The sequence below is a fragment of the Flavobacterium aestuarii genome (assembly GCF_040049115.1).
Taxonomy (GTDB): Bacteria; Bacteroidota; Bacteroidia; order Flavobacteriales; family Flavobacteriaceae; genus Flavobacterium; species Flavobacterium aestuarii.
The window spans coordinates 17,328-40,097 of the sequence record NZ_JBDLZZ010000020.1; the positions used below are offsets into that span (position 1 = coordinate 17,328).

Consider the following 22,770-nt stretch of genomic DNA (forward strand, 5'->3'; position numbering starts at 1 on the left):
GCTTACTATTTCTTTTTTAATATTTTGTATTGTTCGTAGCAGCCGCTTATTGCATCCATGATTTGGAGATCGTTAGCTGATTTTATAAAAGCTTCCGAATAGCTGCATCGGCTTAAAATTTCGGCAATTTCACTTTGTGATACCCCTAGAAGTAAAGAGATAGTTTCACGGTCATATTTTGTTTCTAATAGTTTTCTCACAGTGTCGTCTTTTCGCATTTCGCGGAGTTTTTTGAGCTGCTGTGGTCTTTTACCGAAGAAATTATATAGCATATCTGCCGGGTTGAAGATGGATCCCAGTACTTTTCCAAAAGCTTCGGGGGCATACTGGCCTGCTTCATAACCTTGTCCTAAGCCAGAGATACTGTAGCGGTAGTCTTCTTTTATTGGAATTAATTTAGCGTCAATTTCGAGATAGCCGGTAAGGTAATATGGGCTGATAACTACTTCATTCAAAGGGATTGCTTTTTGGGTAAGCTGTATTGTAGTTGTTTTGTTTTTAATCCAGTCATTGGTTACGCGAATACGCAATGATTCGAATCCTAGAAGGGTAATATGCAAAGTGTCACTTTGTGTTACTGCAAGTTCGAAATGACCTTTATTATCGGTGGTGGTTCCTGTTACCTGGTTAATATTGATGATGTTAACATCGGCTAAAGGTGTGCCAGTGTTGTCGCTGATGATGGTACCAGATATTTTTTGGGGAATTTCAGCAGTTTGGGCGACTGAATTTAAAGAGGCAACAAAGAATAATAAAAGTACAATATGTTTCATAAACTGATTTAAAGGTTTAAAAGTAGTAAAACGGCATTAAATATTTGATTGTTCCTTTATAATTATAAGAAAATTAACAATCTGGCCAAGTTAATGCAATCGTATCTTAAAAAAAAATCTCCCGAATTTTCGGGAGATTTATATTGGGAACTACTAAATTGTATTAGTCTCTTCTTCGTCTTGGCCTAGATGAATCGCCAAAACTTTCAGAACGTCTTGGAGCTCTTTCTGATCCACCATCTCTTGAGCCTCTATCAGATGAAAAACCGCCTTCTCTTCTGCCAGAACTTCTTTCAGATCTGAAACCGCCTTCTCTAGAGCTTGAGCTTCTTTCGCTTCTAAAACCGCCTTCGCGTCTTGGAGCAAAATTTCCTTCTCTTCTAGGAGCAGAGCTTCTGCCGCCAAAACCGCCTCCAGAATTTCTTCCGTTGTGATCGCGTCTTCCGCCTCCGTCATTTTTTGATATTTCAACATTGATACGACGTCCTTCTAGCTGTACGTTGTTCAATATTTCCATTACTTTGTCAGTGTGTTCAGGATCAGTGTTAAAGAAAGAGAATCCTTCTTTTACATCTACTTTGAAAACGTCATCACGGCCTAAGTCTAATGTTTCTTTCAGGTAATCTTTTAATGACATCCAATCGAAATTGTCTCTAGAACCGATGTTTACAAAATATCTGGTGGCACCTCCGTTATTATTTCCTCTTGATTCTCTATCGTCACCACGGTCACGTCTTTCAGAACCTGCAGACTGAGTAGAAATATCTCTGTTTTTCTTATAGTAAGTAAGGAAACGGTTAAATTCTACAGATACCATTTTTTTAATCAGCTCTTCTTTGGACAAATCCTCAAGAACATTATTGATTGCTGGCAAGTAGTTGTCAATTTCGTGATCTACTTCAGTATCTTTGATTTTTGTTGCTAAGTGTAATAGCTGAATTTCGCAGATTTCAATACCCGAAGGGATTGATTTTTCTTCGAATTTCTGTTTGATGATTCTTTCGATAGCAGAAATCTTGCGTAATTCACTTTTAGTTACAATTACAATAGAAGTTCCCAATTTACCAGCACGGCCAGTACGGCCAGAACGGTGATTGTAGGTTTCGATTTCGTCTGGTAATTGATAATTCACTACGTGAGTTACATTATCTACGTCAATTCCACGAGCAGCAACGTCTGTTGCAACAAGCATCTGGATTTGTCTTCCGCGGAAAGATTTCATTACACCATCACGCTGTGCCTGCGATAAATCTCCATGCAATGCTGCAGCGCTGTATCCGTCTTCAATTAATTTTTCGGCAATAGCCTGAGTATCTCTTTTTGTACGGCAGAAAACTACAGAAAAAATGTCTGGATTAGCATCGGCCAATCTTTTCAAAGCTTCATAGCGGTCACGTGCATTCACTAAGTAAAATTCGTGGGAAACTGTTGCAGAACCTGAGTTTTTAGTCCCAACTGTAATTTCTAATGGTTCGCTCATGAATTGTTTTGCAATTCGGGCAACTTCCTGTGGCATAGTTGCAGAGAATAACCAAGTACTTTTTTCGTCTGGAGTATCGGATAAAATAGATACGATATCCTCATAAAATCCCATGTTCAGCATTTCGTCTGCTTCATCAAGAACACAGTAATCTATGTTTTTAATGTTTACCAGACCTCTGTTAATCATGTCCTGCATTCTTCCTGGAGTTGCCACAATGATTTGTGCTCCTCTCTTGATTTCTCTGGCTTGCTCTGTAATACTAGCCCCGCCGTAAACTGCTACCACATTAATACCTTTTTCGTATTTTGAGTAGTTTTTAAGTTCGTTGGTAATCTGTAAACAAAGTTCGCGTGTTGGCGATAAAACTAATGCTTGTGTATTTCTGTTGTCGGCATCAATTTTTTGGATTAGCGGAAAACCGAAAGCTGCCGTTTTCCCTGTCCCAGTCTGAGCCAACGCAACCATATCTGTGTCTTTTTCCAATAATAGGGGAATCGCTTTCTCCTGTACTTCTGACGGATTCTCAAATCCTAGATCGATAATCGCCTTCAGTAACGACTCATTCAATCCTAATTGTTCAAATTTATTCATATGTATTTTTAAAATAGGGTGCAAAATTACTGTTTATAATCCATAAAAGCTAATGCAATTTTAAGAATTAAGTTTTTATTGTGTTTTGATAATCAGTTTGTTAAGTTTTGCTGATCTGCTTTTTGGATTTTAAAATTGATTTTGACTGTGAAAATATGTCTCGTTTCAGGTGTTTTTGTTAAAAAAAGATGCGCTGAAACTGTTTTTATGCTATATAGTTTTTTAGTGTTTTTCTTCAAAAGTTTTTTTGAAGTATTGGTAATGTGCTTTTTAATGTTTTATGATAGCTATTTAATCCTTTTTTATCATTTATTTAAGAATGATATTTTTAAATTGCTCCATAGTTTCAATATTGATTTATTAATTTTGCCTAAAAATCATTGATTATGCAAACAGCCTCTTTTTCAGGTTTTATAAGAGCGGTCTTTTATATGATTGCTTTCTATTATATTTTTAAGTTTTTGGCGCGATTGTTTTTGCCTTTATTAGTAAAGAAGGCGGTGGAAAAAGCGGGCGAAAATTTTCAGCAGCATCAGCAGCGTGCTCAGCAGACAGCCTGGAGAAAAACACCTAATAATGATGAGATCATAATTGATACTGCTAACAGCAAGAATCCTCGCGAAACCAAAAAAGTAGGGGAGTATGTTGATTATGAAGAGCTTGATTGATAAATTGACGAAATAATATTAGTTTCAATGTCAATTTCAAAATCAGAAATAATTAAATTTCAATTCTGAAATTAAAAATCGTTTATCCTCAATCTAAAATACTATTAATGAAGCAACTTCAAAAGTTCTTTCCGCACGCACTTGCCATTCTTGGTTTTGTTCTCGTTTCTACTCTTTATTTTTTCCCGGTTTTACAAGGAAAGCAGATTTTTCAGTCAGATATTGCCCAATATACGGGTATGGCCAAGGAACAAAATGATTTCAGAGCCACTCATCATGAAGAGCCTTATTGGACAAACTCAGCTTTTGGCGGGATGCCAACCTATCAATTAGGAGCTAAATATCCTCATGATTATGTAGGAGCTATTGATGATGTACTGCGTTTTTTGCCTCGTCCAGCTGATTATCTGTTTTTGTACTTTTTGAGTTTCTATATTTTGATGCTGGTTTTAAAAGCCGATCCGCTTAAAGCTTTTTTCGGAGCTGTCGCTTTTGGTTTTTCTACCTATTTAATTATTATACTAGGAGTAGGACATAATGCCAAAGCACATGCGATTGCCTATATGCCAATGGTTGTAGCGGGTTTTGTTCTGACATTTCAAAGAAAATATATTTTGGGAGGTTTACTGGCCATGTTTGCAATTGCACTGGAAGTAAATGCGAACCACTTTCAAATGACTTATTATTTATTGATATTGCTGTTAATTCTTTCGGGCTATTTTATTTACGAAGGAATAAAAGCAAGAGAGTATAAATCGCTGTTTATATCTATAGGAACACTTTTTGGTGCAGGAATATTGGCAATTGGAGCAAATGCTGGTAATTTATTGGCAACTGTTGAATATGCTAATTTTAGTATTCGTGGAAAAAGTGATTTAAGTTTTAATCCTGATGGTTCCAAAAGTACTACCGATTCGGCAATGACGTATGATTATATTACTGAATACAGTTATGGTATTGCTGAGAGCTTTAATCTGATAGCGCCTAGACTTTTTGGAGGTTCCAATAATGAAAAAGTTGGAACAGACAGCAGTATGTTTGAATTCATGATTTCGCAAGGTGTGCCAGAAGCTCAAGCCACAGATTTCGTTTCGGGCATGCCAACTTATTGGGGAGATCAGCCAATAGTATCGGCACCAGCTTATATAGGTGCTGTGGTTTTTTTCTTGGCAATTGTTGCCTTATTTACTGATGATAGAAAAATTAAATATGCTTTCCTGGGCGGGGCTCTCGTGTCCCTGCTTCTTTCTTGGGGCAAGAACTTCCCTTTATTGACTGACTTTTGTATAGATTATATTCCAATGTACAATAAGTTTAGAGCGGTGTCCTCTATCCAAGTAGTGCTGGAATTGTGTTTTCCTGTATTGGCTATTATGGGATTGCAGTCTTTTTTTAAATTAGAAAAAGAAAAACAGTTAAAACCGCTGCTGCAATCTGGAGCGGTTGGTCTTGGATTAATTGTAATGCTGTTTTTATCTAAAAGCATGTTTAGTTTTTCGACTGCAAATGATAGTTATTTCCTCCAGAATTATGGACCAAGCTTTGTTGATGCTTTAGTTGCTGATAGAAAATCATTATACAGTGCCGATTTACTGCGTTCAGGATTTTTTATTCTTATAGCGGCAGGAACTTTGTGGCTTTTTGTCAAAAATAGAATCGCTCAGAATACAGCTATTATTATAGTAGGCTTATTTATGGCTGCCGATTTGTTTTTTGTTGATAAAAATTATGTTTCCAATAAGGATTTTATAAACGCTAGAGATGTAGAAGTGCCTTTCCAGCCAACTCTCGCAGATACTAAAATCCTGGAAGATCCTGGTATTTATCGTGTTTTTGACATTCAAGGGTTAATGCAGGCCAGAACCTCTTATTTTCATAAAGCAATTGGCGGGTATAGTGCTGTGCGCCCTAAGCGTATGCAGCAATTATTTGATTATCAGATTGCCAAAAATAATATGGAAATCCTTAATATGCTGAACGTAAAATACGTGATCCAAACTGATAAAGAAGGAAAGGAAACGCCAATTATCAATCCAGATGCCAATGGGAATGCGTGGTTTGTGAGCAAAATAGATTTAGTTAAAAATACTGACGGTGAGATGAAAGCCTTGGATAAATTTAATTCCAAGGAAACAGCCATAATTAATGAAAACGAATTTCCGTTTATTAAAAATAAGGCTTTCGCCAAAGATAGTTTGGCAGGCATAACTTTGGATTCGTACCTGTCTAATAATATTAAGTACACATCAAATAATTCTAAGGAAGGTCTGGCTGTTTTTTCTGAGATGTATTATGAAAAAGGCTGGAAGGCTCTTGTTGACGGAAAAGAAACACCAATCATGAGAGCCGATTACACATTACGAGCTATTATAGTTCCCGCAGGAAAACATAATATTGAATTTAAATTTGATCCTCAGGTTGTAAAAACAGGAGGTACAATTACATTGATAAGCTGTATCGGGATGTTCTTTCTTTTGGTTGGAGGTGTGTATATTGAGGGAAAGAAAAAGAATAAATTTAAGAATATTAATTAATTGATATTTTTGATATTGTATTAATTTCAAATGCTTTATTAATTTGAACTCAAAAAAAATACTCATTATAACTTATTATTGGCCACCTGCAGGAGGGCCGGGAGTTCAACGTTGGCTTAAATTTGCAAAATACCTGCCTGATTTCGATATACAGCCAGTTGTGTATGTTCCTGAAAATCCAACTTACCCAATTGTTGATGCTAATCTGGAAAAAGAAGTTTCAGAAAAGGTTATAGTTTTAAAAAATAAAATTTTTGAGCCATATCAGTTAGCTTCATTTTTTTCTAAAAATAAGACGAAAAAAATCAGTTCTGGTATTATTCCAAATAAGAAAAAACAAACTTCACTGGATAAAATACTGTTATGGATCCGAGGGAATCTCTTTATTCCCGATGCTCGTGTTTTCTGGGTAAAGCCATCCATTGCCTATTTGGAAAAATATATTTTAGATAATAATATAGATACCATAATTACATCGGGACCACCACACAGCTTGCATTTAATAGGATTGTGCTTGAAAGAAAAGTTTGATTTGACTTGGCTTGCTGATTTTCGCGATCCTTGGACTACGATTGGATATCATAAATCTTTGCGTTTATCTACATTGGCAGCAAGGAAACACAAAGCACTCGAATATAGGGTTCTAAATACTGCTGATACTATTATTGTAACCAGCAAAACTACAAAGGCTGAATTTGAAGCTATAACCAGAAAGCCAATAACAGTTATTACCAATGGCTATGATAATGAGCCAGCATCAAAAGCAACTCTTGATTCTAAATTTAGCCTTGCTCATATCGGTTCATTTCTTTCCGAAAGAAATCCCGCTATTCTATGGGAATCATTGGCAGAATTGATCCAGGAAATACCAGATTTTAAAATGCACTTAGAGCTAAAATTAATTGGAGCTGTAAGTCAGGAAATACTGGACACTATTTCTCAGTTTAATCTGGATTCTTATCTTAATAATCTGGGTTATATATCACATTCGGAAGCAGTTATGCATCAAAGAAATTCTCAGGTCTTATTACTGATCGAAATTAATTCAGAAGAAACCAAAAGCATAATTCCAGGCAAATTGTTTGAATATATGGTTTCCTGCAGGCCAATAATTGCCATTGGGCCAAAGGATTCTGATTTTTCCCAAATTATCACTGAAACCAATACTGGGGTATTTTTTGAATATAATGAGAAAGAAAAATTAAAAAGTACCATCATCTCATATTATAATCAGTTTTTGGATGGGAAGTTACAGTCGTATGCTGTAGGTTTGCAAAAATATTCCAGAAAGAATTTGACCAGCGAATTAGCGCAATTGATAAAATCAAAAATTTAAGGTTTTCCCAGCTTTAAACTTTTAAACCTTAAAACACTTTTAAACTCCTATTTAATGGGCATAGTATTAAATCAATCCTTAAAAAACACAATAATAACATATATAGGTTTTGCAATTGGAGCCATAAATACTTTGTATTTGTATCCCATATTTCTAGGGGCTACTTACTATGCTTTGACCAATTATATTCTTTCGGCAGCTAATGTTATTATGCCTTTGTTTGCCATTGGCATGCAGAATACGCTAGTAAAATTTTATGCCCAGTATCAAACCGAAAAAGAGCGGTCACAGTTTTTATCATTTACAGTTTTATTTCCGTTATTGATGTGTATTCCGCTGGCTTTATTGGGTGTTTTTTTCTTTGATGATATTTTAGCTTTTGTTTCCAAAAAAAATCCTGTAGTTAAATCATTCATTTTTCTTATTCCATTTACAGGTATTTGTATGGCTTATTTCGAGATATTTTATGCGTGGGCCCGGGTTCATATGCATTCAGTTTTTGGAAATTTTATTAAGGAAGTAGGTTTGCGCCTGCTTTCATTAATTACTTTAATTGGAGTTTATTATCAATGGATTACTGTGGTGCAGTTTGTTTATGTAACAGCTGGAATTTATTTATTGGCTTTACTCGTTACAATGTTTTATGCTTTTTATATAAAGAGACCCGTTTTTCAGTTTGTAATACCCGCAAATGCAAAAGATATATTAGTGTATACTTTTTACATCATTCTCTCGGGAAGTGTAGCAAACCTGCTGCTGGATGGAGATAAAATAATGCTGAACCAATACATGAAAATTGAAAATATAGCTTATTACTCGGTTGCAACTTATATTGCATTAGTAATTTCTGTTCCGAGCCGTGCCATGCACCAGATTGTTTATCCGATTACTGCAAAATTAATGCATGAGAATAAGCATGATGAACTCAATGATTTATATAAAAAGACATCAATAAACCTGCAGATTGTGGGCGGATTTGTAATGCTGTGTATTTTTGTGAATATCAATCAGCTGTATGAGATAGTTCCCAAAGAATATAGCGGAGGAATTGCAGTTGTGTTTATGATTGGGCTTTCTAAATATTTTGATTTGATATTAGGAAACAATAATGCTATAATTTTTAATTCCAAGTATTATCGGGCAGTATTGTTTTTAGGAGTTGGGCTTGTGGTTTTGACGGTAATATTGAATATGATTTTTATCCCTCTGTTTGGGATTATTGGTTCTGCATTTGCTACATTATTATCGATAACGTGTTATAGTATTGCTAAGCTGCTTTTTGTTGTAAAGAGAATGCATTTGTACCCATTCACAATACAGACTTTGCATTCTATTGGAATTACTGTTGTTGTTTTTTTATTGTTTTATTTTTGGAAATTTCCAATAAACCCCCTTATTGCTATTAGCTTAAAATCTATTTTAGCGACTTTTGTTTATATTTTTATTAATTATAAGTTCGTTGTTTCGCCCGAAATTAATCAAACTTTAGATAAGCTATTTTTAAAACTGCGAAGAACTAAGTAAATCAATTTCTAATTAATTTTATTTTTTTCTGGGTGATGTGTTTCATTAGTGACGTTTATATTAATTAATCTTCACATTTTATATAATAGGTTTGATATTTTTTACCTTTTATATACAGAATGTCAGTTAGGTTATCCTTAAAATAGCTGCTGTTTCAATCTTTCAGATAGCTTTTTGGCATCATACTTTATATTTGTTATATCAGCTTCTTTTCGATTTAATTACAGATAATATTTTTAAAATGGCCATATAGAAAACTTGATCTGTTAAATTATTACAAATTAACACTCTGCGACTTGTTAATTTATTTTTTATTAACATTTATTTTGTAGGTTTTATTGTGTTTATTTTATTATATACTAACGCCTGACGATTATTTTTGCTCATTTAATATTTTGCTATTTGTAAATGATTAATAATCAATTACATACAAAAAATATTTTGAAATATCCCCAAAAGTGGGTATTGCGAACTCTTTAAAGGAGTTTTATATTTGTAATGTTGTCAATATGATATTAATGCTTATTAACTTAAATGTCTAGAAGATGAAAGATCATTTTATTAAACAAGAAAAATTAAATCTATTTACAAAAACTATTGCCAATAAAATTCAAAATGGTTTTGTAGTTATAGAGCAAAATGAAAAAACGCCTTTTACAGTACTATATAAAGAAGGTAAGAAAGTTAACCATAGTCTCAATTTTTTAATTTGCTGTGCAACACTTGGAATGTGGTCCTTACCTTGGTTATACATGACACAAGTTACGGCAAAAGATAAAAAGGTTCTTGTAGCAATAGATGAAGAAGGTGTGGTTTTTGAGGAAAATTGTTATTTAGGATAATTTTTAATTTTTAATTCAAATCGCCTTAAATTATCAGTAATGAGCGTCGCTTAAAAATGAATAAGATTGGATTAGTAAACATCTGTTAATTTTTAAATATATTAGTTTAATTTAGGACGATTTTAATTTGTCTGTTTATAAACAGAAAGCCCCTCAGATTGAGGGGCTTTTTTACTTATTCAGCATATTTTTATAATCTAATATTTACTCAATTTGGCTTTAGCTATAAATTCTTCTACTTTATTGACCATGTTAATACTGCCACTGTAAAATGGCACTCTTTCGTGCAGGCTGGCAGGTTCAATTTCCATTATTCTAGAAATTCCATCAGATGCCTTTCCTCCAGCTTGTTCGGTTATGAATGCCATTGGATTGCATTCATACAAGAGTCTTAATTTACCATTTGCTGACCTGGTATTTGGATACATATAAATTCCGCCTTTTAACATATTTCGGTGCATATCGGAAACCAGGCTTCCTATATATCTTGAAGTATAGGGGCGGTCGCTTTCTTCTTGCTGGCAAAACTTAATGTAATCTTTAATGCCTTGCGGGAAATGTATATAATTCCCTTCGTTTACAGAATATGTGGTTCCATCTTCGGGAAATTTAATTTTAGGATGTGAAAGATAAAATGTGCCAATAGCAGGATTTAATGTAAATCCATTTACACCGTGCCCTGTGGTATATACCAGCATTGTAGAGGTTCCATAAATTACATATCCTGCGGCAACCTGGTTTATTCCTGGCTGCAGAAAATCTTCCAGTATGACCGGAGTTCCTATTTCTGATATTCTTCTGTATACTGAAAAAATGGTTCCTACTGAAACATTTACATCAATATTAGACGAACCATCCAAAGGATCTATTAAAAGAATATATTTATTATTGTTACCATTATTACCTCCTTGAACGGTTATAAAGTCATCATTTTCTTCGGAGGTTATGCCACATACAATCTGACGGTTTATTATTGTTTTGATAAAAACCTCATTAGCATAAACATCCAATTTCTGCTGATCTTCTCCTTGAATGTTTTTTTCTCCCGCACCACCAATAATATCAACTAACCCCGCTTTGTTTACTTTATGGCTGACTATTTTGGCAGCTAATTTTATAGAGTTAAAAATACGAGATAACTCTCCAGATGAATATTTAAATTCATTTTGATTTTCAATTATAAATTCGCCCAATGTTTTGTTATTGCCTTCTTCCATATCTAGCGTGTTTTTAAATGTAAATAGTGTAATTTCTTTTTTTGACTAAATGATAAAACTTGCAATGCAGAGCTTCAGCCCAATAGGCATAGGACTTCCTTTAATAATAGGATTTTTGGCCTATTATTGATTTGAATGTTTGTTTGGATTTTAAATTATCAAATGTTGTATTTCGCTAATGCGAAAAAGAAGCTCTTCATTAGATATTGAAAAATAAGTCAGTTAAAAATAGACTTACACGCCAACATTAAGATTTTGATTTTTAATGGAATGCAAGTTTTTTATTTTTTTTATTTTATCATTCAATTTTAAAATGCGATCCAATTGTTTTTGCTGGATGGTGTACTTAGTATAATATTTATACAATTCTTTGCCAATAAAAAATGTGCTTACAGAAACTCCTGTAAGTAAGCCAATTAAGTAATAAGTAATGTCCATGATAGTTGTTTTTTTAGTTTAAAAAGCATTTTTATCCCCTTTTAAGGTTACAATAATTGTTAAAAAACAGATTTTAATATCAGTTATTAAACTCCAGGTCTGGACATATTTAATGTCTGTGCTCACACGGCGTTTCATATCTGATACTTTTTTAGTTTCGCCTCTCAGGCCAGAAACCTGAGACAAGCCTGTAATTCCGGGTTTGACAAAATGTCTTACCATGAAATTATGTATATGATCATTATAATCTGTAGTATGCTTAATCATATGCGGGCGTGGTCCTACAACACTCATATTTCCCATCAATACATTAAAAAACTGCGGCATTTCATCCAAGCTTGTGCGACGGATAAATTTGCCAATTGGAGTAATTCTGGAATCTTCCTTTTGAGCCTGCTTGCTTTCATCTCCAGAGTTTATATACATGCTTCGAAATTTATAGCACCAGAAGGGTTCATTTTTTTTGCCAGTCCGTAATTGCCTGAATAAAACGGGGCCTTTGCTTTGCCTTTTAATAAGAAATGCCAGCAAAGGATATAGCCATGACAAAATGAAAATAATTACTGAAATACTAAAAACTAAATCGAATATTCTCTTTATCAGTCGGTTGTACGCATTTTGCAGTGGCTCATAACGGGGTTTTATAACATGAAAATTATTTAAATGTGTCGAGCTAAAATGTTTTTTTGAAATAGCTGAAAAATCTGGAACAAATTTCAAACGCATGCAATGTTTGTCTCCAAGTTCAAAAAAGTAATTCAGATCAGTAATAAGATCTGGATTGGATACAATGTATAATTCATTGATGTTCCTGCTGGATGCCTTATCAATAGCTTTGCAGAGTGCTATGCTAAAATCATCATTGCTTTTATAGTTTACAGATGAGTTTTCGTTGAGAATACCCATAAAGTCAATAAAAAAGGAATTATTCTCTAAATGAGAAGCCAATTCGATACTCGTTTTATTAAATCCCCAAATTGCTACCGTGTACCGTTTGAAAACCCATCCTTTGATTTTTCCTATAACTAGTGTAAATAAAACTCTTGATGATAAAAAATAACAAAGCAGAAAACTCAATTGAAACAGATTAGCCTTGCTTCCAAAAAAGTATAGCACATTGTCCTGAAAAATAAATATATAACTATGCCACAGGATTCTTTGGGTTAAAAAAGCACGCCAGCTGTTACGGAAAAAATATTCTAAACTAAAAAGAACATCTACCCGATACAATTGAAAATAAGTAACCGAAAATAGCCAGCTTAAAATTGTAATAGGAATCATTTTATTGAGGAATAAGGTATTCCATCCGATATTTTCTCCTGAAGCAACATTTAAACAGACTATAGTACCAAGTATCATGGCTATCATATCAGCAATGGCACAGCACATTATAAAGGTAAATTTATGCCTATTTCGCATTTTTCAATTTAATTTTATTAAATAAATTATGAATCAGAGCCCCTGCTAAACTTCCTATTATTGCAAAATAGATATCCATCAGATCCGGGTTTCTTCCTTTTATTAGAAATTGGCCACACTCGGCAATGAAAGCTATAAAACCTGCCACGCCTAAATTCTGTATAAAAATTAAATTTTTATTTTCATTCATTTTGTACGAAACCCGCCTTATTGTATATGCCTCCAGCAAATACCCAAAAAAGGCAAAGGGAACTGCTGTACGTAGATTGTAATAATGATTGCTCCAGTCCAAAAGCCATTGCGGCAAGTAAGTCTCGGAGCGCATTTGAGAATCCGGTAACCAGGAATAGTAAAAAACCAGACCGGTAACAATTAACAATGGAAATAGAATTAATTTCTTAGACATTTTAAATACTATTTTTAGGAAAAGAACAATTTGGAATGATTATCTTTTTAGGTAAAGCACTTGTTTCCGATATCTTGGTTTTGTGCAAAACTCATTAAAAATCAAAATATTGATTTTAAGATAATTGCTGGTTTAGGCAAGCAGTTTTACGATCCTAAGAAAGCTGTCTGATGTTTTTTTTAAACCATGGCTTCTTATCCTTTTTTTCTTCTTTGTAAGTATAAGTATAGCCATATCCATACACATTTTTGTCGCTAATTCCATTAATTACAATGCCAACATTTTTTAGCTGTCCTTTCTTTATGAAATTTTTCAGCTGGCGCAATGTATTTCTATCCGAGTAATTGGATTTGACAATATACATGGTCACATCTGCTAAATAACTGAAGTTAAGTGTGTCAGATACGACTTGTACCGGAGCTGAATCTATAATTATAAAATCATAAAGATTTTTTGCTTCTTCGAGTAATACTTCAAAATTTGAATTGGTTAATAATTGGGTAGGATTTGGAGGGATTTTCCCGGAAAGTAAAATATGCAAGTTGTCAGAAAAATTATTTTCTTTTATCAAAAAGTTTTTCCAATCTTCATTTTTATTTGATAAAAAATTTGAGAGTCCAAATGCATTTTTGTCAGCATTAAAGTAATCATGCAATTGAGGATTTCTTAAATCAGCTCCAATAAGCAGAACTTTTCTATTAAGATTGCTTATTGTTATTGCATTATGAAAGGCACAGAATGACTTGCCTTCGCCCTGAGTAGATGAACAAAATAATAGTATGTTTCCTTTTTTTTCTTCATTTTGGGGCAGTAAATAAGAGATGTTTGAAAATAAGGTACAAGTTGCTTCTGCAATAATGGAGCGGGAAGTAGCCGAATTTTCTAATTTTTTATGGACATGTATTTTTGGGATAGTTCCTAAAAACGGAATTTCGCCAAGAACTGCCTGAAGATCTTCTTCATTATGGATCTTAGAATCCATTTGTGTGTTTAGATATATAAAGCCAAAAGGCAATAGAAATCCAAATAAAATGGCTCCCAGCATAAAAGGCTTGGGTTTAGGAAAAATGGCCGAATAATTGGTTTGCGGAGAATCCAGTATGCTTAAATTGGATTCTAAAACGGCTCCATTCAAAATCGCTTCTTCTCTTCGCTGCAATAAAGCCAGATAAGTTTCCTCTTTTAAATCCAGATTATTATTGATGTTTCCAAGTTCTTTGTCCTTTGTAGGTATGCTTCTTGCTGCGGCAATCGCATTATCCTGTTCTATTTTATTAACAGCATCGGTCTGGTTTAAATTATTTAAATAATCTCCCAAAGTATTTAATATTGCTTGTTTTTGGATTTTTAATTGTTCCATTAAACTTATGTAAGCAGGATTGTTTTTTTGGGCTCTTTGCAGGAGTACTTCGCTCTCCATAAGCTTTGTATTGTAATTTACAAGCATTTGGTTAATAGAGGGCAGATTTAAATTATAATCTGTGCCCAGAACTGTGGTATAACCGCTTCGTTTGATGTCATCTATTGCAAATTTAGTCAGAGCCAATTGTTTTTCATTAATTAATGAATTAGCTGCTGTTGTCGTTTTTTCGCTGGTTTTAGCGGCAATATATTGATCTAAAACATAGATGTTATTATTACTCAGGTAATTTTCCTTGACACTTTCGATAGAATCTTTTTCTTTTGTAAAAACTGCTATCCGCTGGTTTAAATAGGATATTGTTTTTGTGTATTTTTTTTGCTTATTAGCAACCATATCTTTATCAAGCGTTTCAATAAGCTTGTCAAGTATTTTTACGGAAAGTACAGGATTGGTTCCTATATGGCTCAGCAGCAGGTTGGTGTTTGGACTCTCGTATGAGACAATATTCAGGGACGATTTCAAATTTTTTAATGCCATCCCAGTAGGCTCTAGAGTTACTACGTATTCTTTGTCAAGATAAGCCAAGAGGTTTTTTTGTGCAGCAGATGATAACTCAATTGTAAAAGGGATTCCTTTAAAAACCCGATTGTTTACGTGGCCACGCATCAAATAGCTTTTCTCAGTAGATGCATCATTTACAATAAATCCGTGTTCTACAATTTTAATGTTATATACCATTTGTGGCAGCGAATCATTAGAAATCAGCGGTTTTATTGTAAAGGGGATATCATATATTACTTTGTTGTCCAGATATCCTTTTTCAAAATAATTGATATTCAGTTTTAGATCAGTTACAATTTTAGACAAGAAATCATTTGAAGTGATGAACATTTTTTCTTCTTCCAGATCCTCTTTCTCTTTTTTTATGTTATTGGTATTTAATATCTCTGCATCTTTTTCCTTCTTTGTATCAATATTAATCAAAGCCGAAGTTTCATAAGTAGGAGAGACCGCACCAATGTAATAATAGGCGCTGCCTGCACAAACAATTAAACTAAGCAGAAACCACGGCCAATATTTAAAATATTTTAAAAATTCTTTTTTAAGATCCATACTGTTTTCTATTAAATTTTTTAAAATAACAAGCTGAAGTTTGATAAATAGAAGAAACTATTTTGATGTAATTGAAACATTTTTAGATGGTATTCTCCAATGAAAAATATCTGCTTTAGTTGTTTTTAATCACTAAAAAGAGGGCTAAAATGGAGGCTGTTAAACCTAATAATTGAATTGGATCTTTGATTAATCCTCCGCTATTTACTTTTAGCTTATTGGGGGTTACGATGATAACGTCATTTTGTCTGATTCGGAAATTTGGATTAGAAATCCATGATGCAGTAGTCAGATCAACGTGATAAACAATGCGTTTTCCATCAAGCTCCCTGATAAGTTTTACATCTTTTCGAATTGCTGAATAAGTAAGGTCTCCCGCCAGTCCTATTGCATCTAGTAAACTAATGGACTCTTCCTGAAAAGGGATTACACCAGGCTTATTAACTTCTCCCAGGATGGTAAATTTATTATTGAGGACTCTTACCATTACCGTAGGATTCACTAAATATCCCTCATTTATCAAACGTCCTTTTATCGTACTTTCAGCTGCAGCTGGAGTTAGCCCCCCCACCTGGATTTCGTTCAAGATGGGCATGGTAATATTGCCTTGTGGATTAACCAGATAACCTTCTAATCTCATGTTTTCTATAGATTGCTGCGAAGAGCTTCCACCATTCATATTAAATGGCGCAGCGACTAAGGGATTAAGATCACCAACATCAATTTTCAATATATCATTTGGCTGTATTTTTGTAGTCGAATAATTTAAAGGTGAATTGGTATAGCTGTCTATATCTTGTACATACAGCATCGCTTTTTTTGTGGTGCAGGACTGCAGTATAAATAATAGCAGGATTATTATAAGTAAAGGGATTTTTTTCATGATAGTTTAGGTTTGTATAATAGGTTCTATTAATTTTTATTGATTTTAGAAATTAACAGACTGTTATTTTGTGTTGCAGAATATTTATGATAAGAAAGGTATTGAACGGATAACAGCTGTCTTTTTTAATGAGCTATATACTGCCTTAAAGCAATAGTTTTTTTAAGAAAGACAGATATAAATGCAGTTAAGCCGTGATACCTGTATATTTTGTAATCTTCGCATAAAACTTCAAAAGCCCGTTTTATATTGGTACTCATGCCTCCCATTCGCATTTTGACGATGTATGAGTTGATATAAATCATATTAATTTTATATTTATACAGATAGCGCAGTAAAAATTCTGTATCCGAAGCTATTTTAAAATCAAGATTATATAAACCGTATTTTTCGATAATACTTTTCTTCAAATAAACGGTAGGATGCAAGGGCAGCCAGCCTTCTTTTACTTTATTTAAGCTGAAAATACCTCCTATGCGATTTCTGATTAATCGCTCTTCGGTATCATTTGAAACATAAATGCCATCGCCATACACACCTTCTATATTCCTGTAAAAATCAAAGCGGGCGACTATCCTGCTGATAGCTTTGGTATCATAAAATTCATCATCAGAATGCATCAATCCAATTACATCACCCGTTGCTAATTTGATTCCTTTATTTATGGCATCGTACATTCCTTTATCTGGTTCCGAGATGTATTGGCTTATCCTGTCTCGGTACGATTCAATAATCTCTTTTGTTCCATCTTTGGAATTACCATCAATAATAATGTACTCGATATCATGATAATCTTGTTCCAATACACTTTTGATGGCTTTTTCAATAGTGTTTTTTCGATTGTAACACACTGTTATTATTGTGATTTTCATAGTAAATTATTTAAAATTTATGTGTAGTTAACGAATTAGAACATACAATGAAGCTTTCGCCAATAATGAATTGACGAAAATCAGTGTAAATAAATGTTTTGATAAAAAGAAGCTGTTTATTGATTTGACAATAGTCTGTCAAAATAGCTGATAGTTGCAGTCAAGCCTTCTTGTAATTGTGTTTTGGGTTCCCAGCCATTCAATTTAATATTTGCCAATGAAATATCTGGCTGTCTCTGTTTAGGATCATCCTGTGGCAATTCCAGATGAATAATTTTGGATTTAGAGCCTGTCAAGCCGATGATGGCTTGTGCCAATTCGAGCATTGTAAATTCATTAGGATTGCCCAAGTTTACAGGCCCAAGAAATGAAGGCTCAGAGTCCATCATCCGGATCATGCCTTCGACTAAATCATCAACATACTGAAATGATCGAGTCTGCAATCCATCCCCAAAAATGGTAATATCTTTTCCCTGCAATGCCTGTACAATAAAATTAGATACTACTCTGCCATCAGCAGGATTCATATTGGGGCCATAAGTATTAAAAATCCTGATGATCTTGATTGCTACTTTGTTTTGGTTATGGTAATCCATAAATAAAGTTTCGGCACAGCGCTTGCCCTCATCATAACAGGAGCGGATGCCTATTGGGTTTACATGTCCCCAATAGCTTTCCGTCTGCGGGTGTACCAGCGGGTCTCCGTACACCTCACTAGTACTGGCCTGCAGGACTTTGGCCTTTACTCGTTTTGCCAATCCTAATACATTGATAGCACCCATTACTGAGGTTTTGATGGTTTTGATTGGATTGTATTGGTAATGAATAGGGGAGGCTGGGCAAGCTAAATTGTATATTTCATCTACTTCAGCATAGTACGGCTCGGTAATGTCGTGTCTTACCATTTCGAAATAAGGATGATTCAGCAGATCGATAATATTAGATTTGGCTCCAGTAAAGTAATTGTCAAGACATATAACTTCATTTCCTTCATTGAGTAATCTCTTGCATAAATGCGAACCTACAAATCCTGCTCCTCCGGTTATCAATATTTTTTTCATCATATCTTTTTAAGTTGAATATTTTAGGAAATTGTATGTAATAGATTCATTATCAAATTGTAATTCATTTAGCTTCTGCTTTTTTTAAGATAATGAACTGCTCATACATACTTTTCATTACACAAAATCTGAAACCTGTTTTGCCATCCAAAAAACCAAGTTTCAGGATATACATATAAAAAAACTTCAGTAAAGGACGGAAAGGCATTTTATAGCTTATCGCTTTTAATACTCTTCTTTTTTCGTAGGTTTTGCCAGTTATTAATTTGCTGTATGGTATTTTATTCAATGAAACGTTTTGTTCATTTTTGGCTTCGTCTGATGCATATTTTAAGTGTTTAACAAACCATTGATTTACTCCTTTGCTGAAAAAATAATGATCATAGGGATTTTTTAATTTTCCTAAACCTTTTTTCAGATCGCATTCTCTCTGGCCATGGCCATATTGTTCATATCGGGCATCTGTAAGTTTATGAAACCGCATTTGGTATACCGTTCCTGCCGAATGTTTTAGCCAGGTACCCCAGAGAATTTCTTTTGCAGGAACTAAGAAAGCTCCAAATTGATAGGCCTCAATGGCTTTATTGCATTCTGCTCTTAATTCATTTGTAAAATGTTCATCGGCATCGAGATGGAAAACCCATTCATGCTTAAAATTAACTGTGTCATTTGCAAAATTGCGCTGTTGAGCAAAGTCGGTAAATTTATTTTGGAAAACTCTTGCTCCTGATTTTTTAGCAATTTCACAAGTATTGTCATTGCTGTAGCTGTCTATAAGGACAATGTCATCACACCATTTAACAGAATCTAAGCAGCTTTGCAATGTGTCTTCTTCATTGTAGGCCAATATGACTATGCTGAATTTATTTTGAATACTCATTCTTGTCAGTTTTGCTTAATAATCTTTGCGGGGCTGCCGCCCACTACAGTATTTGCTGTTACATTTTTCGTAACGATGCTTCCTGCGCCAATAATAGCATTTTCGCCTATTGTTATGCCGGGCATTATAAATGCTCTTGCTCCAATAAAAACTCTTTTATGGATTGTTATTTTATCTGTCAGGAGGTTCATGGCTGGCTTGTCAAATGCATGAGTACCTGTGCACAGGTATACTTCCTGGCCTACAGTCGCGTGTTCAAATATTTCTATGACCCCTAGTGTATAAGCATTTGCCCGGTCACCGAGGCATGCGTGATCATGCAGGATTAGATTCCATGGAATCTGGATTCTTGCTCTTTGATGTACAAATGGTTTTCCGTAAATTGTACAGCCAAATAATTGCAGCCAGAATAATCTCCAGCGGTTAGCAGGTTTTGGAGTCCATATACAAAATAGTAACCATACATATTCCCAAACCATCATTTTAAAACGCTGTGATATAGACCATGGTGAATCGTATGGCGAATTTTGCTGGTACTGCTGTTTCATTCTTACCGTTACTTGGTTTTCATTGACTCAAATTCATTTAGGAATTCAGTGGCTAACTTTTCGTTAGAATGGGTTTCATTAACCATCAATCCTGCTTTTGCGATGTCATTCATAATTTTTGGATTTTCTGTCAAATCTTTGAGATGCTGTTTTAGGATCTCAACTTTTTCTTCGGAACGATGATCGAAACACAAACCATTTTTATTATGAATTAAGAAATCTTTGAAACAGTCTAAATTTGAAACTATTGTTGCGCATCCCCAGCTCATAGCTTCCAGCGGCGAAACCCCAAATGTTTCTCCTTGTTCCGCAATTGAAGGGTAAACAAATATCGAAGCTTTAGAATATACTTCACTTAACTTTTCAATGTCGAATATTGGTCCCAAGAATGCCACATTGCTATTTTTGGACAACAGTTTTAATTCTTGTAAATAAGCATCGCCGCCACCGCCAGTTTCTATAGAGTATGGACCTACGATATGGAGCTGCCAATCCTCTGTATTGAGTAAAACGAAAGATTTTATTAGAATATCTAAGCCTTTCTCAGGGTGTATCCTGCCAGTATATAGTATTGTTTTTTCTTTTTTTGAAAAATCAATAGCATTTTTATTTTTAAATGGCAATGTATTAGGAATCATAACCACCTTATCAAAGTATTCTCTCCTGATTTCATTTTTTATTGCTTTGGCAACAGGACTCGAATTGGCTCTCAATCGTGCATTTTTTGTGTAAAATTTCATTTGTCCTTTTGGCATTCGCTGCACATCAATCAGGCATTTTTTTTGTTGATTTGATGATAAAAAGAGAGGAAGCCAAAATGTATTTGAAATAATAACATCTGTATTATTTGAGATTTTCCGAACAGCTTTCAATGTATAAAGCAAATCTAAAATCTTTAGAATAATTCCTGATGATGGGGATTTATAGCCTTTAACTCTGACATGATTTATTCCCCCTTCATTTTCAGTATCCAGATAGCCTTTGCATGATTTTGATATATAATTTACTTCGTGGCCCCGGTTGACGAATTCCTTTGCTAAACCGTACCACATTTTTTCTACGGCGCCACCCAATGATGGAGGAATTGGGAAAAAAGCTCCTTGAACTATTGTTATTTTCATCGCTTTACATATAATTATACAATTGCACCATTTTCTTTCCTATAGCCTGTATATCGTACTTTTCTTGAACTAAATTTTTGCCATTTTCGCCCATTGTTTCAAGAGTGTCAACAGGGGTGTTAAAGACATTTTGTAAAGCTGCTTTTAAATTTATTACCGAGAGATCAATCCACCAGCCACAATTATAATTTTCCAGATCTTGCCAAGGTGTCCCTGTAGTAGTGATAACGGGTACGCCTACAGCTAATGCCTCTGCTACCACAATGCCAAAATTTTCGCTATGGGTGGGAAGCACCATCACATCAGCAGATCGTAAAAAGTTCCATTTATCCTCACCATATTTTGGCCCTACAAAATGTACATTTTTCAAGTCACGTGCATTTTGCCACAGAGTGGCTAGATAATCATCATCACCATTTCCCGCTATTTCCAGAGTCCAGCCTTTGGTAGGCGAATTTCTCCAGGCTTCGAGCAGGATTTCAACACCTTTTTTTGGATGTATACGAGACAGGAATACCATTTTTTTAGTTCCATATTCTTCTTTATCTCTTTTTAATTCGGTGAGATCTATTCCGTTGGGTATGATGGAAATTGGATTGTCAAAGCTTAACTTTCGAACACTGTCTTTTTCCATTTGAGCAGTGGCATGAATATGATCTGCTTTTTTAATCGCATTATTTTGAAATAAATAAAACGCTATTTTTTTTTTCAGAGGATTATGCTGCAGTATCCATGATTCCAGCATTCCATGAGGAGACATTACCACTTTTATTTTTAGTTCCTGAGCTGCTTTTTGGAAGCCCCAGTTTTGAGGACTCCAAATTCCATTAATATGCACTATGTCTGGTTTTTCATCTTCAAGGAAAGCTCTGAATTCATTTATCAGCGAAAACCATCGATAAATATTGCTGTCGAAAAATTTTATTGAAACTCCCTCGATAGTTATTGGATCTTTAGAAAAACCTGTAGCAATGGTGAGCGATGTGTCATTTTTTAAGGCTTTGCTTAGCAAACGCATATACTCCGTGGTTCCTCCGCCACTTTTATCAACGCTGGCTATGTAATGAATTACTTTCATGTTTTTAGTTTATTTTCGGCGATATCAAGTTTATTTCAGATATTTTTTAATAAACGAAACCTGTTTCCCTATTAAAATATTTGAAATCTTTCGATAAGCCTTTGATTTCTTTAGCCGGATTGCCACCGTACAGGCAATATGGAATTGTAAAGGTTTTGTTCAATAAAGAATTTGCACCAAGTACACTATAAGCAGGCAAGGATGCCCCTCCTAAAATAGTTGCAGCTGTACCAACAAAACAATAATCTCCTATAGTTATAGGATGACTGTCTTGGATATTTAACCCGATGTTAATAGAATGAGTCAATAATTGGCTGGCATAACCTGCAATCGTTACAAAATTTCCAATATAAATTGTATTGGTACAATCGATATGATGGTTTTTTGTAATGGAAGAATGCTGTCCAATTATCAAATATGATTTGCGGTCATGCTGATGCTGAAAATGTTTGGAATCAGTATTGCTGGGAAATCCCGTAATCCAGTTGCCTCGTGCTATGCTGGATTGCTCTCCCATTGTTATTAAATCTAAATGAACGGCTACATTAAAATGTCCAATATTGGAATCTGAGTCCATAATCAGTTTTTTGGGGTAAATCCACGAGAGTCCTATTCTGGCT

General features: G+C 34.3%; 20 protein-coding genes. 5 read left to right on the top strand and 15 right to left on the bottom strand.

What is annotated here, in order from left to right:
- Positions 1-5 precede the first annotated feature (5 nt).
- Positions 6-773, bottom strand: coding sequence for a carboxypeptidase-like regulatory domain-containing protein (locus ABEG11_RS16920; RefSeq protein WP_348825362.1), 768 nt, complete (start codon positions 771-773; stop codon positions 6-8).
- 163 nt (positions 774-936) lie between these two features.
- Positions 937-2,847, bottom strand: coding sequence for a DEAD/DEAH box helicase (locus tag ABEG11_RS16925; RefSeq protein WP_348825363.1), 1,911 nt, complete (start codon positions 2,845-2,847; stop codon positions 937-939).
- A 386-nt stretch (positions 2,848-3,233) separates the two neighbouring features.
- On the opposite strand from ABEG11_RS16925, the gene ABEG11_RS16930 reads away from it, so the two are divergent.
- The 5 genes from ABEG11_RS16930 (at position 3,234) to ABEG11_RS16950 (ending at position 9,751) form a co-directional block, all read left to right on the top strand.
- Positions 3,234-3,515 carry a DUF4834 family protein gene (locus ABEG11_RS16930; RefSeq protein ID WP_348825364.1) on the top strand — a complete coding sequence of 94 codons (282 nt, stop codon included), beginning with the start codon at positions 3,234-3,236 and terminating at the stop codon, positions 3,513-3,515.
- A gap of 107 nt (positions 3,516-3,622) precedes the next feature.
- A complete protein-coding gene (locus ABEG11_RS16935) occupies positions 3,623-6,049 on the top strand; it encodes a YfhO family protein (RefSeq protein ID WP_348825365.1) in 2,427 nt (808 codons plus the stop codon).
- 43 nt (positions 6,050-6,092) lie between these two features.
- Positions 6,093-7,385 (top strand): glycosyltransferase family 4 protein, encoded by a 1,293-nt coding sequence (locus ABEG11_RS16940; protein WP_348825366.1) that lies wholly within the window; start codon positions 6,093-6,095, stop codon positions 7,383-7,385.
- A gap of 54 nt (positions 7,386-7,439) precedes the next feature.
- Entirely contained in the window at positions 7,440-8,909 is a 1,470-nt protein-coding gene (locus ABEG11_RS16945) for an oligosaccharide flippase family protein (protein WP_348825367.1), read from the top strand.
- A 545-nt stretch (positions 8,910-9,454) separates the two neighbouring features.
- Positions 9,455-9,751, top strand: a complete 297-nt coding sequence (locus ABEG11_RS16950; RefSeq protein ID WP_348825368.1) for a hypothetical protein — start codon at positions 9,455-9,457, stop codon at positions 9,749-9,751.
- A gap of 197 nt (positions 9,752-9,948) precedes the next feature.
- Here the strand turns inward: ABEG11_RS16950 and fbp are convergent, their stop codons facing one another.
- The 13 genes from fbp to ABEG11_RS17015 all read right to left on the bottom strand — a co-directional run bounded on the left by fbp (position 9,949) and on the right by ABEG11_RS17015 (position 22,727).
- Positions 9,949-10,968, bottom strand: coding sequence for a class 1 fructose-bisphosphatase (gene fbp, locus ABEG11_RS16955; RefSeq protein ID WP_348825369.1), 1,020 nt, complete (start codon positions 10,966-10,968; stop codon positions 9,949-9,951).
- Positions 10,969-11,202: 234 nt separating this feature from the next.
- Positions 11,203-11,406, bottom strand: coding sequence for a hypothetical protein (locus ABEG11_RS16960; protein WP_348825370.1), 204 nt, complete (start codon positions 11,404-11,406; stop codon positions 11,203-11,205).
- An 18-nt stretch (positions 11,407-11,424) separates the two neighbouring features.
- Complete coding sequence (locus ABEG11_RS16965) at positions 11,425-12,795, bottom strand: exopolysaccharide biosynthesis polyprenyl glycosylphosphotransferase (protein WP_348825371.1); 1,371 nt, start codon at positions 12,793-12,795, stop codon at positions 11,425-11,427.
- Between the two features lie 19 nt (positions 12,796-12,814).
- Positions 12,815-13,231: a VanZ family protein gene (locus ABEG11_RS16970; protein ID WP_348825372.1), complete on the bottom strand. Its 417-nt coding sequence runs from the start codon at positions 13,229-13,231 to the stop codon at positions 12,815-12,817.
- Between the two features lie 154 nt (positions 13,232-13,385).
- Positions 13,386-15,707 carry a GumC family protein gene (locus ABEG11_RS16975; protein WP_348825373.1) on the bottom strand — a complete coding sequence of 774 codons (2,322 nt, stop codon included), beginning with the start codon at positions 15,705-15,707 and terminating at the stop codon, positions 13,386-13,388.
- Positions 15,708-15,822: 115 nt separating this feature from the next.
- Positions 15,823-16,590 (bottom strand): polysaccharide biosynthesis/export family protein, encoded by a 768-nt coding sequence (locus ABEG11_RS16980; RefSeq protein ID WP_348825374.1) that lies wholly within the window; start codon positions 16,588-16,590, stop codon positions 15,823-15,825.
- Positions 16,591-16,715: 125 nt separating this feature from the next.
- Positions 16,716-17,462 carry a glycosyltransferase family 2 protein gene (locus ABEG11_RS16985; RefSeq protein ID WP_348825375.1) on the bottom strand — a complete coding sequence of 249 codons (747 nt, stop codon included), beginning with the start codon at positions 17,460-17,462 and terminating at the stop codon, positions 16,716-16,718.
- Positions 17,463-17,578: 116 nt separating this feature from the next.
- Entirely contained in the window at positions 17,579-18,523 is a 945-nt protein-coding gene (locus ABEG11_RS16990; RefSeq protein WP_348825404.1) for a UDP-glucuronic acid decarboxylase family protein, read from the bottom strand.
- A gap of 64 nt (positions 18,524-18,587) precedes the next feature.
- Positions 18,588-19,403 carry a glycosyltransferase family 2 protein gene (locus tag ABEG11_RS16995; RefSeq protein ID WP_348825376.1) on the bottom strand — a complete coding sequence of 272 codons (816 nt, stop codon included), beginning with the start codon at positions 19,401-19,403 and terminating at the stop codon, positions 18,588-18,590.
- Positions 19,404-19,408: 5 nt separating this feature from the next.
- Complete coding sequence (locus tag ABEG11_RS17000) at positions 19,409-19,951, bottom strand: DapH/DapD/GlmU-related protein (RefSeq protein ID WP_348825377.1); 543 nt, start codon at positions 19,949-19,951, stop codon at positions 19,409-19,411.
- Positions 19,952-19,959: 8 nt separating this feature from the next.
- The gene (locus ABEG11_RS17005; RefSeq protein ID WP_348825378.1) at positions 19,960-21,072 is read right to left on the bottom strand and encodes a glycosyltransferase family 4 protein; all 1,113 of its coding nucleotides are present in this window, start codon (positions 21,070-21,072) and stop codon (positions 19,960-19,962) included.
- A 4-nt stretch (positions 21,073-21,076) separates the two neighbouring features.
- A complete protein-coding gene (locus ABEG11_RS17010; RefSeq protein WP_348825379.1) occupies positions 21,077-22,150 on the bottom strand; it encodes a glycosyltransferase in 1,074 nt (357 codons plus the stop codon).
- 46 nt (positions 22,151-22,196) lie between these two features.
- The gene (locus ABEG11_RS17015) at positions 22,197-22,727 is read right to left on the bottom strand and encodes an acyltransferase (protein WP_348825380.1); all 531 of its coding nucleotides are present in this window, start codon (positions 22,725-22,727) and stop codon (positions 22,197-22,199) included.
- Positions 22,728-22,770: the final 43 nt, after the last annotated feature.